Genomic DNA, 13,043 nt, shown 5'->3' on the forward strand with positions numbered 1-13,043 from the left:
TAAGAACAGAGTTGGCGCGAGCTCGCGATTTATCGGCGCAGCGCTGAGGATCACAATACGGGCATTGTTCCCATCAGTGAGAACGCTGCGCGTTGCCTGGCATGTCTACCGTTTCCCAATCAGGTTTGCTGGTCGAAGAAGTGCAGATCAACGGCTACAGCCAGCCTGTTGCCGTGCGCAGCTTCAGGCCGCCGGCGCAGAAAGGCCGGCTCCCGATCATCCTCTATTTTCACGGTGGCCTTTTCACGGGCGGCTCGCTTGAGGAGACCCATTCCGTATGTGAGGCGCTCGCGCTAAACGTGCGCGCATGGGTGCTCTCCGTCGGCTACTCGCTCGCGCCTGGGTTCCCCTTTCCCAATGCGGTGGAGGACGCGCATCGCGCCCTGCTGTGGGCGCACGCTGAAGCCAGTGGAGTGAATGCGGACAAGCAACATATGGCCGTGGCCGGCCACGACGCCGGCGGCAATATCGCGACCTGCCTCGCCGCCGTCGCTCGCGACCGCGGTAATGCGGGCATCCGTGCCCAGGTTCTGCTCGCGCCGCTGCTTGACCCCAGCATGACCCGCGTCGGCCAATATACGACGCATGCAGCGCCTGGCGTAGACGATCTGGCGGTCAGCTACCGGGCGTACCTGCCAACGCTCGCGCAGCGCGTTCATCCTTATGCCGCTCCGCTCGAGTCGCGCCGCCTCGCACGCTTGCCGGCGGCATTCATTGCCAGCGTAGAGCATGACCCGCTGCATTTCGAAGCCGAACAATACGCCGCGTCTCTCATCGCCGCCGGCGTCCCTACGGAATTCGCGCGCTACGCCAACACGACGCGCGAGGGGATTGCCGTGCACGCGCCTGCGCTTCTTGCGGCGAGCGGATTTCTGCAGCGGCACCTCTGACGCCTTGCGATGCAAACCCGGCGGGTGACTACCTGATCGTTTGCGGGCGCTTCTCCGGCCATAGCCGCCCCGCCGCGTCGCCAAACCGTGCGGGAGCGCGGGCTGGCGGCCGGATAAGGCGTCACCTGAGTTGCAATCAGAAAGAATGACGGATGCCGATCATCGCGGCAGTAGAAGACCGGCCCTTGGGAACAGGCGAGCCGTAGCCGATTATCTGGCTCATCGTGCCGTGGTTGTCGACATAGCCCACTTCCGCATAGGTGACGGTGGCCTTGGACAGCGCGTAGTTGGCGCCCGCGGCAAACTCCGCCGAATGGTTGGACCCGTTGTTCCTATCATGCAGGTAATAGAACCCCGACGTAATCTCGAATGCGGGGCTGAGTTTGTATCCCAATCCGCCAGACGCCAATTCCAGGTTCGCCTTGTTGCTGTTGGCCGGGTTCTTTCCGCGGCCGTAAGCCGCGGATATCGAAAGATTCATGATCTTGTACAACGCACCAAAGTAGTACAACTGATTATTGTTCAGACCAGTTGACGGTGCGGCCTGGCCGGTAGGCCCGAACGGATTGGTGTCGTGTCCATTGTAATAAACCGCTGCAAGGTTGAGTCCGTAATCCGAATATTGCAGGACGGCGGACTCTCGCGTGCCGCCCTGGAACTGTCCAGGTACGCCGCCTGGTGCATACTCGAGCGCGAGCGATGCACCATAGAATTTCGGAGAGCGATAGACGATGGCATTGCTGTCATAGATGGCGCCGATCGCGCCGTTCGAACTGGTGCCAGGCCACCCGGCTGCCTGATTGAGGCCGAGAACGGCGATCAGACTGCTGCCGAAGTACTGCGCTCCGCGAACGTCGGTATCCTTCATCGCGTAGATCAACGGGGTCAGTTGCCGGCCGAAGTCCACGCTGCCATATGGGCTCGCAACACCGACCGTCGATTGCCGGTTGAAAATAGCGCTGACGCCCGGTGTGTCGGAGGGCCTGAAAGTGCCGTTGTTGCTCGAGAAACCGCCCTCCAGCCGGAAATTGACCTGATAGCCGCCGCCGATATCTTCGTGGCCTATCATGCCCCAGAGGCTCGTATAGAGGCCCCCGTCCTTCATCATGTAAGCGTGACCGAGATTGATCTTCGACTGAAAATTGGCGGCGTTCGCGCTCTGGTACATGAGTCCCGTGTCCACCACGCCATACAAAGTGACTGATGATTGTGCGTGCGAAGCTGCCGCATATATTAGGAATGCGATGGAACTACCGTGTTTCAACTTCATTGCCGATCCTCTCAGGAAATTGCGATTGCCGGGTGATCCTCGGGTTTATGAGGCGATGCTGAAACGAAACTGCGATAGCTTTTCGACCACGTTGCCATTGTCAACGTAAGTGTCGATATGTGTTCGTGCTTTGGAACACCACTGTTGGTGCCGCTACACACGCGAGTCCGGTGTGTGGTGAGCCATCCTGGTTCGCCAGGATATTTTTCTATTTCAGCAGTACTGCACGGGTGAGGCGCTTTCCCTCGCACACTTTATCCGCGAGGCGTTGAGGGCATTCTCTTGCGGAAAACACAGAACTTTATTGCAACAGGATTCCTGGCCGGGGCAAAGCCCCGGACCCATGACGCTTTCTTTGTGTCAGTAGATTTCGAAGAGGCCTGCTGCGCCCATTCCGCCTGCGATGCACATTGTGACGACCGCGTATTTGGCTCCGCGGCGGCGTCCCTCGAGGAGAACGTGGCCGGCCAGACGGGCGCCGGTCATGCCGAACGGATGGCCAACAGCAATCGCTCCGCCGTTGACGTTAAGGCGCTCAGATGGGATGCCAAGTTGCCGCTGACAATAGAGTGCCTGCGAAGCAAACGCTTCGTTGAGTTCCCAGAGGTCGATATCGTCAACGCTGAGACCATGCTGCTTCAGCAACTTCGGAACGGCCAGCATCGGACCAATTCCCATTTCGTCGGGCTCACAAGCGGCCACAGCCAGTCCGCGAAACGCGCCGAGCGGAGACAGGTTGGCGCGCTCGGCTTCTTTCGCTTCCATGAGCACGCACGCCGACGAACCATCGGATAACTGCGACGAATTCCCCGCCGTGACGAATCTGTCGGGACCTTTGACAGGTTCGAGTTTTGCGAGCGCGTCCATGGTAGTGCCAGGGCGATTGCAGTTGTCGGCCGTAATCGTTGTGGTCCGATGAGTTATTTCACCGGTTTCCTTGTTCTTGACGGCCATCGTGGTCGTTACCGGTACGATCTCGTCGGAGAATCTCCCCGCTTGTTGCGCCTCGTCTGTTTTGCGCTGGCTCTCAACCGAGAATTCGTCCTGCTCCTCGCGCGTGATTCCGTAACGCTTGGCGACGATGTCTCCTGTGTCGATCATCGAGAGATAAAAGTCGGGCTTGTGTTCGAGGATCCACGGATCGAGATCATTGGTGCCCGTTCGCGACCGAATGCCGGAAATACTTTCGACTCCACCCGCGACGACGGCTTGCGCCCCATCGACAACGATCCGGCCGGAGGCCAAAGCGATTGCCTGGAGCCCGGAGGCACAAAAACGATTGATCGTCGCGCCAGGAATGGAGATTGGCAATTCGGACCGAATTACGGTTTGGCGGGCGATGTTGCCGCCGGTAATGCCTTCGGGATATCCGCAGCCAAGAATCAGATCTTCGATGATCGCGGGATCGACGCCGGATCGATCCACGGCTGCTCGAACGGAGAAGGAGGCCAGAGTAGGCCCCGGCGTGATGTTGAATTCGCCGCGATGTGATTTGGCCAACGGGGTGCGCGCGGTGGATACGATGACTGCTTGTCGCATTTTCAATCCTGTAGTGAAAGCAAGCGGACGGGTTGAGCTTGCTGAAGTCCGTGCCGTGTTCAATGCAAGGTATCTCAGGTGCATTGTGCGATTGCAAAATAATCGCCGTCACTAGGTGTTATCACCGTGTACATTGAAATATGCGAGATGTTAGTCTGCAGGTGGTGAATGGGAGAGAGGCTTTGGTTGCCTCCGAACCTGGCAGATTAATTCGGAGTGTTGATATGGAAAATGCGGTGACATCTCACTGGCCTGCCCATTTGCAGAGCTCGTTGACGATCCCGGAGACAAACCTTTTCCATAATGTCGAGGTCTCGGCAGCACGGTTTCCGGAGAAACCGGCCATCATCTTCTACGACACCCCGATCACGTTCGCGCAGGTCAGAGATGAAGCGGAGTTCATCGCCGGATATCTGCAGAATCAATGCGGCGTGCGTGCGGGCGATCGTGTCCTTCTGTACATGCAGAATAGCCCGCAATGGGTTATTGCCTGTTACGGAATCCTGCGCGCCAACGCGGTGGTAGTGCCGGTCAACGCGATGAATACCGCGGAGGAATTGCGTCACTACGTTGAAGACAGTGGCGCGGAAACGGTACTGGTTGCTCAGGACTTGTTCCGGCACATTCAGCCGCTGCTGCGCAATACGGAGCGCAACGGACTGCAGCATGTGATTGTCGCCACCTACAGCGACTATCTGAAACAACCGCCGAGTGTGACCCCGCCTGACTTCGTCACGGCTGCGCGCAATGTCGATATCGGCGGCGCGGTGGCGTGGGCCGATGCGCTCGCAGCGAGATACAAGCCAGGCGCGTTGACCGCCGGGCCGGATGATCTGTGCGTCATGCCATATACATCCGGTACAACCGGCAAGCCGAAGGGTTGCATGCATACGCACCGCAGCGTCATGCACACGGCGCTCGCCAGTGTCCGCTGGGTCGATATCACGCACGAAACGACGCTTCTAACGGCTTTGCCGCTCTTTCATGTCACCGGCATGCAGAGCGGCATGAACGGGCCGCTGTCTTGCGGAGCGACGATCGTGCTGATGTCGCGCTGGGATCGTGATATCGCTGCGCGGATGATCGAGCGGTATCAGGTTGCCGTGTGGTCGGCGATCTCTACGATGATGGTCGATTTTCTGTCCAATCCGAAGCTGCGGGAATACGATCTGTCGAGCCTGCGTTCTCTGCGTGGAGGCGGTGCGGCCATGCCGGCCGCGTTGGTAAAGAAGCTGAAAGACACCGTCGATATTGACTACGTTGAAGGGTACGGCATGTCGGAGACCATATCGGCAACACACTTCAATCCGCCGCAGCGCCCCAAAGCGCAATGCCTGGGTATCCCGATGTTCGACGTCGATGCACGCGTTATCGACCCTGAGAAGCTTGGGGAAGTCGCTCAGGGGCAAGCCGGTGAAATTGTCGTACACGGCCGCCAGGTCATGCAGGGATATTGGCGCAACCCCGATGCAACGCGCGAGGCGTTCATCGAGATTGACGGCAAGCGCTTCCTGCGAACGGGCGACCTCGCGCGTGTCGACGAGGAGGGCTATTACTTCATGACTGATCGCCTGAAGCGCATGATCAACGCGTCAGGTTACAAGGTGTGGCCCGCGGAGGTTGAAGCGCTGATGTATCAGCATGAGGCGATTCGGGAAGTCTGTGTGATCGGCGCGAGCGATTCACGCCGTGGCGAGACAGTCAAAGCGCTTGTTGTGCTGGATCCGGGCCACGTCGGGAACGTGACGGATGAGGACATCATCGCGTGGGCACGCAATCATATGGCATCCTACAAAGTACCGCGCATTGTCGAATTTGTGCGTGAGTTGCCCAAGTCAGCAAGCGGAAAAATCCTGTGGCGCCAGTTGCAGGAAAATAGTCTGGCTACGCTTTGACCTTGGCGGGGGTGTCCAGCACGAGATCCAATGATTCGAGGTGCTCCGGACCGGCAGCAATCGCACTGAGAAACATGCGGATCGAAAAATGAATCATCTGATCCACTCGAACTGAATAGGTGACTTGCGGTACCCGGTCAGAAAGAATCAGGGTAGCGACTCCGTGTTCCATGCTCCACGCCGCGTGAATCACGAGCGGAAGCGCGCGCTTTTGCCAACCGCTTTCGAGTGCTGCGTCCTGAACGGACGAGGCGAACAGGTGGAACGATTTCAGGCCTGCCTCGACGAGTTCGGGATAGCATTCGCGACCCACGATGCGCGGTCCGACCATCAAATCGAACAACCCTTTGTGTTGCTGCGCGAACTCGACATACGTCCGCATCATTCGATATGCCTTCGTCATCGCCGGTTCATCGCATGCCAGGATCCTGGTGCGCAAGGCGGCGAGTTCATTGAATCCATCGGCTGCAATGGCGGCCAGCAAACCTTCCTTTCCCGCGAAATGCCGGGAGGGCGCAGCTTCCGATACGCCCACCGCACGCGCGAGATATCTCAAGCTCAATTCGTGAGCGCCAGCGTCCTCCAATACCCTGCGTCCCTCTGTGATCAGGGCATTACGAAGATTCCCGTGGTGGTACGGCGCAGAAGTCTCGCTGGATGGTTTCGGAGTCACGTTATCGCTCGAGGAATGTCCAAAGCAAACAATTATAGGCGCGCGAATTCCACGTGCGCAACGCAGCCTCGGTGACGCGGCGTCGGCCAAGGGGAGGCGACAGTCGTGCGGAAGCGGAGGGCAGGGTTGGCGGCTGTCGGGAATACCCTGATTCTACTTCAAGTTAACATCGTTATCATTGACTCAGATCGGATTGCACTTAGGAGTCTGTGCGCGGAAACATCTGCCCCCACTGAGTGAACCGAGGTTTGTCGCACTCCCTGATCGGCTTCGATTTTTGGGTCAACCAATATGCCTGGTGTTGTGCCAGGCCCTCATCCCGGACGAGAAATGAGCACTGTCGTGTTTGAGAAGGACGGCGCAGTCGGCGTCGTTACGATGTCAAAGCCCCCCCATAACCTGCTCGAGAATGGGTTCCTGAAGGATCTGCTCGACGCATACAGCAAGGCTGTCGACGAAGGTTGCCGCTCGATTCTGCTGCGCAGCGCGATGCGCCACTTTTGCGCTGGCGCCGACGTAGCGGGCTTTACCGGTGGCGAGCGCCGGCGCGACCAGATCGGGCTGGAAGCGCTGCTCGACGCGCTCGAGAACGTTCCTCTTCCCACGGTTGCGGCTGTCCATGGTGCGGCGCTCGGGGGTGGTTTTGAATTGGCGTTGACCTGCGACATGATTGTCGCGGCAGACACGGCGTCCTTCGGAATGGCGGAGGCGACGCTTGGCCTTCTTCCTTTGCTGGGCGGCGTACAGCGGGTCGTGCAACGCGTGGGGCCTGCGCGTGCCAAGGAGATGGCGATGTTTGGCCGCCGCCTCACGCCGGCCACGCTCGAGCGTTGGGGCGTGGTCAACCTCGTCGTGGAGGAGAGTGAGTTCCCTGATGTAGCGATGTCGTGGGCCCGGCAACTCGCGGCGGGACCGACAGTTGCGCTGAGAGGCATTAAAAATCTGGCCAATCTGTCCGCGCGTCACGGGATTGCAGGAGCGGACGCCAAACAGACAGAAACGAACGACATGATGTGGGCGAGCGCCGATCAGAAGCGTGGTCTCACCGCGTTCATGAAGACCGGTCCCGGTTCCGCTGTGTTTGAGGGGAACTGATCATGGGTGCTCCGCTTGAAGGACTGAAAGTCGTCGATTTCACACGAGTGCTCGCAGGGCCTCTTTGCACGAAAACGCTTCGCGACCTTGGCGCGGAAGTGATCAAGATCGAGCCGCCGAGCGGTGACTCGGGCCGTGGCGGCGTGCCCTATGTCGGCACCATGTCCGTGTACTACGCGCAGCAGAATGCCGGTAAGCGCAATCTGAGCCTCGACCTGAACTATCCCGAGGCGCGCACGATCGTGACGGATCTTTGCCGTGAGGCCGATATCATCGTCGAAAACTTCCGCCCGGGAACGCTCGCGCGCTTCGGCCTGGGTTACGAGCAGGTTCGCGAATTCAATCCTGCGGTCGTGTATGTGTCGATGAGCGGCTACGGTCAGACTGGTCCGTGGCGCAACCGGCCGGCCTTTGCGCCGACCGTCCAGGCCGAGACCGGCTTTACCGACACCCTGCGCGAGCACTATGCGTTTGCGCCGGATGAAGTCAGGAACGATGCGTGCAGCCACGCGGACCTCTATACCGGGTTGCAGGGCGCGATCGCCGTTCTGGCGGCGCTTCAACATCGGAACCGGACAGGTGAAGGGCAGCATGTCGACGTTTCGATGGCGGCGACCATGCTCTCCGTGAACGAGCGCGCAGGCGCGCAGCTCTCCGGTATTGACACGAACGGCGAACCACCGGCGTTGAGCGCGCCTGAATCGCACATTTTCCGCATGCCCGACGGCCGTCAGGTGACGATTGCCGCCAGCCCGATCTACTCGCCGATGTTCCTGCGCTACTGCTCGATGATGCGGCGCACGGATCTTCTGCGCGACCCCCGCTTCGCGACCGCGCAGTTGCGCCGGGAGAATCTGGAGGCGCTGCTGAATGAAGTTCGCCGATGGATCATGACGTTCAACGATCTCGATGCGCTTCAGGCACAAGTGAGCGAGCAAGGTCTTGCGATTGGCGTGGTTCGCACAACCAGGGAACTCGCGGAGTCCGAATGGGCCGCGGATTGGGGCGCCATCGTGGAAGTCGATGATCGATCCGGTGGGACGATGCGCATGCCTGGCCCGCCGTGGCGATTCAGCACCGCAACGTTGCCGTCTCCTGGCATTCCCGCTTTTCAAGGGGAACACAATATCGAACTGCTGTCCGAGAGGAACGTCGACCCCGCAACTATTCAGACACTGCGGGAGCGGCGGGTCCTGTTGAGCCGCCGAAGCATCCGCGAGGATTTCGATGCGGCTTGATCATACGCACGATGTCACCGCAAAGAGCTGGCTCGAGTCCGCGAACCTGAAAGACACGCCGTTTCCGTTGCAGAACCTGCCGTTTGGCGTGTTTCGGCGGACGGGGACGGCGGAAGGGTTTCGAGGCGGGGTTGCGCTCGGAGATCAGGTCATCGATCTAGGCGCACTGGCCGATGCAGCGGCACTACACGGGCTCGCGGTCGAGGCGGCGCGAGCGTGTGCGAAGCCGGGCCTGAACCAGTTCTTCGACATGGGACCCACCGCGTGGCGGGCGCTAAGGCACACGCTTTTTGCCTTGTTCAAGGCAGACGGGCGCAGTCAAAGCAGCAGTCAACACCGCAGTCAGCTCGACACGCCCGGGATCGACGTACTCGAAAAATGTCTGGTTGCACAATCCGACGTGGAGTACTGCGTACCCGCGCAAATCGGTGACTACACGGATTTCTATACGTCGCTCGATCACGCGCGGAACATCGTCAAGCTGATCAGGCCGGACGCTATCGTGTCGCCGAACTTCCATTGGATTCCTAGCGCCTATCACGGTCGCGTATCGAGCATCGGTGTGTCGGGTCAACAAATCCGGAGGCCGTTTGGTCAGCGTTTGAAAGCCGGCAGTCAGGAGCCTGAACTCCAGGCATGCGGCAGGCTCGACTATGAACTGGAGCTTGGCATTTTCGTTGGAACTGGCAACGAGCAGGGCACGCGGATACCGGTGGAATCGGCAGAAGACCATGTGTTCGGGCTTTGCTTGTTGAATGACTGGTCCGCCCGCGATATTCAGTCGTGGGAATCAGCCCCGCTGGGTCCCTTTCTGGCGAAGAACTTCGCAACCACGCTTTCGCCGTGGATCGTCACGATGGATGCGCTGGCTCCGTATCGCGCACCGTGGACTCGTTCTGAAGGCGAACCACAGCCGCTTCCCTATCTATCCTCAGCCGGAACGTATGAATCCGGCGCGATGGATATCCAGCTCGAAGTGTCGCTTGAAACGCGGGAGACCCGGCGAAACGGCATGTCGCCGACACGCCTGTCGCGTACGAGCTTCCGTCATCAATATTGGACGGTCGCGCAGATGGTGGCTCATCACACTATCGGGGGATGCAATCTTCGCAGCGGCGATTTGCTGGGCAGTGGCACGATCTCGGGTCCTACCCACGGGGAGGCCGGTGCGCTGATAGAACTCACCGAGGCAGGCAGAGCGCCGCTCAAGTTGCCGAACGGCGAATCACGCTCGTTCCTGGAGGACGGTGACATCGTGGTGATGACCGGCTGGTGCGAGCGTCCCGGATACGCGCGGATTGGTTTTGGTGAAAACCGAGGAGAAGTGACGCCTGCGAAGTGGGCGTGACAGAGCCGAGGCCTCGACAGAAAGATCTGGACTACTGAAATCGTGTGGAACTCGAGCAAGCGCAGGGGCAAAAACCGGGAACCCGCAACTGGAGACGATTTGATGAGTGCGTTGTTCGAATCAGAAGCGTCAGCGGTCGACGCTGACTCGCGCCGGCTATTGCGCGATGCCTACTTGACGGCTGAGTGGCGAATCATCCCGCTCCTGTTTGGCTTGTGGATGCTCGCGTGGGTGGACAGGGCGAACGTAGCGTTTGCCAAGCTGCAGATGCTGTCCGACCTGCATTTCAGCGAGACGGCATATGGTCTTGGAGCGGGCCTGTTCTTCCTCGGGTATGTCGTTTTCTCGGTTCCGAGCTCGATCGTTCAGCAGCGAACCGGCGCGAGGTTGCTCATATCGATGATTGCCATCGGCTGGGGGGCAACGAGTGTCGCGATGATGTTCGTGAAGTCGACCGGAATGTTTTATTTCCTGCGTTTCCTGCTTGGCGTGTTCGAGGCTGGCTTCTATCCTGGCGTCATCCTCTACTTCAATCAGTGGTTTCCGGCCCAGCGGCGCACGCGAAATTTCAGTATTTTCCACTCTGCAGCAGTTTGCTCGACAGTCGCCGTCAGCCTGAGTGGGGGTTTCGTGCTCGAACACATGAGCGGCACGTGGGGATTGGCTGGCTGGAGGTGGATGTTTCTCCTGCAAGCCATTCCGACTGTTCTGCTTGGCGTGGTCGCGTTATTTGCGCTCCCCGACGGCCCCGCCACCGCGGGTTGGCTGTCCGATGCCAAGCGGCGTCTGGTTCTGGACGACCTCGCGCGGGACAGAGGTCTCGCTTTGTCAGACACGGAGAGTTCGTCACCCGTGGTAGCGAACTCGATGCTCTGGATGCTGTCTGGCATCTATTTCTGCATCCTGGCGGCCAATACCGCTTTGGGGTTTTTTACGCCGACGATTCTTCACGAAGCGGGCTTCGGGGGGTATAGCGCGGTCGGTAACGCGGTTGCTGCGATTTGCATACTGGGTGCGCTTGGCAACATCGGATTTTCCATGTTCGCAAGCCGCTATCGGGACGTGCGGTGGCATTGCGCCATTGCGGCGCTCGTCACACTGACGAGCCTGCTGATTCTGGTTTTTGTCTGGCACAGCAGCCGAACAGCGACGTTCGTCACACTGGTTTTCGGCATAGCAGGGACAGGCGCCGGGGTATCTCTGTTCTGGCAACTCCCGGCTCGCTTCATGCGCCAGAATACGCTTGCGCTTGGGGTGCCCATCATCAGTTCTGTTGCCAACATAGCGGGGTTCCTGACGCCGTGGATGACGGGCTATTTACGCGACGTGTCCGGAAGCTATGCGAGTGGTTTCCTCGCAGCTGCGGGCGTTGAGGTAATTGCAGTCATTGCATTGACCGCGGGCATTCCGTTTCTGACTCGCAGGCAGCAGTCCGAATGTAAGACTTGTGCGAGTGCGCATTAGTAGGGGGCCGGAAGCGCGTTGGGACGCTTCCGGAAGCGCAAGGCGCCAGATCGTTTCTAGCAATGGCTTTCGATCAGTTTGCGAGCCGCCACCAGATAGTCTTCTGAAGTACGTTTGTCCGGGAAGACGCGAGATAGACTTAACGCGCCGATCATGATTCCCAACATGGCTTTAGCAGATAGATCGGACCCATCTGCCTGAATGGCGTCAGACGCAAGCTTCTCGAGGGCGGCGAGACGGTCGCTCATCACTTTGCGCACCGGGTCAGGCATGCGGGACACTTCAGCGCTGAGTGCGGCTGCGAAGCATCCCCGATCCATATGGTCGCGATGATGTGGCGACAAGTACGCTTCCGTCATCGCCCGGACCTTTTTGCCGGCAGGGGCTGCCTTGATTGCTGCGCTGAGCCATGACAAGGTCTCTTCAAAGGCAGCGAGGCAAGTCTCTACGACGAGATCTTCCTTGGATTGGAAGTGTGCGTAGAAGCCGCCGTGTGTCAAGCCGGCGCTGCTCATGAGGCTGGCGACGCCGACGGACTTGATTCCTTCCGCACGAAAGCGCCTGGCCGCGGCCTCGACGATCAACTGGCGCGTCCTGTCTTTCCTGTCAGCTTCGTAACGCATATTGCAGTCCTTTGTCAGATCAATTCAGCGGTGAAGATGGTTTTCGTCGCCACGAAATACCGTTTGCCGCAGTTTATATGACGTGTATCATATCATGTATCAAATTGCATACGGAGAAGTCCATGTTTGACGCAACCGCGGTCGAATCTGCCGCAAACTACGCCGATTTATTCCTCAGTCCAAAGCGGACGGGTGCGACCGAGTCGGATAGAACGCTGCTAGCAGCGGCAGAGCGCTGGGAGGTGGACCACGACGGAGCTTCCATTGCGGTCTGGAGATGGGGGCGAGGCAAACCGGTGCTCCTCTGTCACGGTTGGGAAAGCAGGGCATCACATCTGGGTGCGTTCATTCAACCTCTCATCGCGGCAGGTTACTCGGTGATCGGCTATGACGCCCCGGCTCACGGTGCTTCGCCGGGAAGCACGGCGAGTGTCGCGTCGTTTGGCCGGGCATTGATCGCGGTCGCGAACGAGATCGGGCCAGTGGAAGGGCTGATCAGTCACTCGCTTGGCGTGCCTGCGAGCTTGTGGGCCTATACGCGCGGGCTGCGAGTTAAGGCGAGTGCGCACATCAGCGGTCCCTCGTCCCTGGAAGCGGTGCTCAATAGATTTGCGGTCGGCAGCGGAATGCCGGATGGCGTCTTCGAGGATTTCAAACAAACGGTCGAATCCAGAACGCAAGTGATGGTGGGCGAGTTCGAGGCCGAAGTGCTGGCATCTGGGGTACGTCATCCCGTGCTCTTCATGCACGATCGCGATGATCGGGAAGTTCCCCACGCGGCGTCTCTGCACATGCATGATCTCGTATCGGGATCGTCACTCGAATTGACCTCCGGCCTGGGGCATCGCCGCATTATTCGAGATCCAGGCGTGGTTGCGGTTGTTGTGGATTTTCTGAAAGCAGAGTCACTCAGAGATCAGGTCGAATAAGTTTGCGTGTCGGAGGACCGGTAGTCGATTGGCTTGCACCAATCGGCGCCGGACATTTCTGCCGCCGAACGCTTTTCCA

Annotated in this window: 11 protein-coding genes; 7 read left to right on the forward strand and 4 right to left on the reverse strand. The window is 59.3% G+C overall.

The features are described from left to right. Nucleotides 1–101 precede the first annotated feature (101 nt). Nucleotides 102–890: an alpha/beta hydrolase gene (locus tag A6V37_RS17635; protein WP_064270513.1), complete on the forward strand. Its 789-nt coding sequence runs from the start codon at nucleotides 102–104 to the stop codon at nucleotides 888–890. Nucleotides 891–1,026: 136 nt separating this feature from the next. Here the strand turns inward: A6V37_RS17635 and A6V37_RS17640 are convergent, their stop codons facing one another. Continuing rightward, complete coding sequence (locus A6V37_RS17640) at nucleotides 1,027–2,160, reverse strand: porin (protein WP_064270514.1); 1,134 nt, start codon at nucleotides 2,158–2,160, stop codon at nucleotides 1,027–1,029. Nucleotides 2,161–2,520: 360 nt separating this feature from the next. Beyond that, on the reverse strand, nucleotides 2,521–3,699 hold the full coding sequence (locus A6V37_RS17645; RefSeq protein ID WP_064286163.1) for an acetyl-CoA C-acyltransferase: 1,179 nt from the start codon (nucleotides 3,697–3,699) through the stop codon (nucleotides 2,521–2,523). A 224-nt stretch (nucleotides 3,700–3,923) separates the two neighbouring features. On the opposite strand from A6V37_RS17645, the gene A6V37_RS17650 reads away from it, so the two are divergent. Continuing rightward, the gene (locus A6V37_RS17650; protein ID WP_064270516.1) at nucleotides 3,924–5,594 is read left to right on the forward strand and encodes a long-chain fatty acid--CoA ligase; all 1,671 of its coding nucleotides are present in this window, start codon (nucleotides 3,924–3,926) and stop codon (nucleotides 5,592–5,594) included. Here the strand turns inward: A6V37_RS17650 and A6V37_RS17655 are convergent. Beyond that, the gene (locus A6V37_RS17655; RefSeq protein ID WP_075643515.1) at nucleotides 5,584–6,267 is read right to left on the reverse strand and encodes a TetR/AcrR family transcriptional regulator; all 684 of its coding nucleotides are present in this window, start codon (nucleotides 6,265–6,267) and stop codon (nucleotides 5,584–5,586) included. The genes A6V37_RS17650 and A6V37_RS17655 overlap by 11 nt on opposite strands. A 330-nt stretch (nucleotides 6,268–6,597) precedes the next feature. Between A6V37_RS17655 and A6V37_RS17660 the strand changes: the two genes are divergently transcribed. The 4 genes from A6V37_RS17660 to A6V37_RS17675 all read left to right on the forward strand — a co-directional run bounded on the left by A6V37_RS17660 (nucleotide 6,598) and on the right by A6V37_RS17675 (nucleotide 11,412). Continuing rightward, a complete protein-coding gene (locus A6V37_RS17660; RefSeq protein ID WP_064270518.1) occupies nucleotides 6,598–7,362 on the forward strand; it encodes an enoyl-CoA hydratase/isomerase family protein in 765 nt (254 codons plus the stop codon). A gap of 2 nt (nucleotides 7,363–7,364) precedes the next feature. Further along, nucleotides 7,365–8,600, forward strand: coding sequence for a CaiB/BaiF CoA transferase family protein (locus A6V37_RS17665; protein WP_064270519.1), 1,236 nt, complete (start codon nucleotides 7,365–7,367; stop codon nucleotides 8,598–8,600). After that, nucleotides 8,590–9,948, forward strand: coding sequence for a fumarylacetoacetase (gene fahA, locus A6V37_RS17670; RefSeq protein ID WP_064270520.1), 1,359 nt, complete (start codon nucleotides 8,590–8,592; stop codon nucleotides 9,946–9,948). Before A6V37_RS17665 ends, fahA begins: the two co-directional genes overlap by 11 nt. A gap of 102 nt (nucleotides 9,949–10,050) precedes the next feature. Next, entirely contained in the window at nucleotides 10,051–11,412 is a 1,362-nt protein-coding gene (locus tag A6V37_RS17675) for an MFS transporter (protein WP_064270521.1), read from the forward strand. Between the two features lie 56 nt (nucleotides 11,413–11,468). Here A6V37_RS17675 and A6V37_RS17680 read toward each other — a convergent pair whose 3' ends face one another. Next, nucleotides 11,469–12,035, reverse strand: a complete 567-nt coding sequence (locus tag A6V37_RS17680; protein ID WP_064270522.1) for a TetR/AcrR family transcriptional regulator — start codon at nucleotides 12,033–12,035, stop codon at nucleotides 11,469–11,471. Nucleotides 12,036–12,157: 122 nt separating this feature from the next. Between A6V37_RS17680 and A6V37_RS17685 the strand changes: the two genes are divergently transcribed. Then, nucleotides 12,158–12,964 carry an alpha/beta fold hydrolase gene (locus A6V37_RS17685; RefSeq protein ID WP_064270523.1) on the forward strand — a complete coding sequence of 269 codons (807 nt, stop codon included), beginning with the start codon at nucleotides 12,158–12,160 and terminating at the stop codon, nucleotides 12,962–12,964. Nucleotides 12,965–13,043 lie beyond the last annotated feature (79 nt).

Origin of the sequence: Paraburkholderia ginsengiterrae, assembly GCF_001645125.1 — a bacterium.
Taxonomy (GTDB): Bacteria; Pseudomonadota; Gammaproteobacteria; order Burkholderiales; family Burkholderiaceae; genus Paraburkholderia; species Paraburkholderia ginsengiterrae.

Coding starts and splice junctions, on each gene's coding strand:
- A6V37_RS17665 (WP_064270519.1), top strand. CDS start 7,365: ATGGGTGCTCCGCTTGAAGGACTGAAAGTCGTCGATTTCACACGAGTG.
- A6V37_RS17650 (WP_064270516.1), top strand. CDS start 3,924: ATGGAAAATGCGGTGACATCTCACTGGCCTGCCCATTTGCAGAGCTCG.
- A6V37_RS17660 (WP_064270518.1), top strand. CDS start 6,598: ATGAGCACTGTCGTGTTTGAGAAGGACGGCGCAGTCGGCGTCGTTACG.
- fahA (WP_064270520.1), top strand. CDS start 8,590: ATGCGGCTTGATCATACGCACGATGTCACCGCAAAGAGCTGGCTCGAG.
- A6V37_RS17635 (WP_064270513.1), top strand. CDS start 102: ATGTCTACCGTTTCCCAATCAGGTTTGCTGGTCGAAGAAGTGCAGATC.
- A6V37_RS17680 (WP_064270522.1), bottom strand. CDS start 12,035: ATGCGTTACGAAGCTGACAGGAAAGACAGGACGCGCCAGTTGATCGTC.
- A6V37_RS17675 (WP_064270521.1), top strand. CDS start 10,051: ATGAGTGCGTTGTTCGAATCAGAAGCGTCAGCGGTCGACGCTGACTCG.
- A6V37_RS17640 (WP_064270514.1), bottom strand. CDS start 2,160: ATGAAGTTGAAACACGGTAGTTCCATCGCATTCCTAATATATGCGGCA.
- A6V37_RS17645 (WP_064286163.1), bottom strand. CDS start 3,699: ATGCGACAAGCAGTCATCGTATCCACCGCGCGCACCCCGTTGGCCAAA.
- A6V37_RS17685 (WP_064270523.1), top strand. CDS start 12,158: ATGTTTGACGCAACCGCGGTCGAATCTGCCGCAAACTACGCCGATTTA.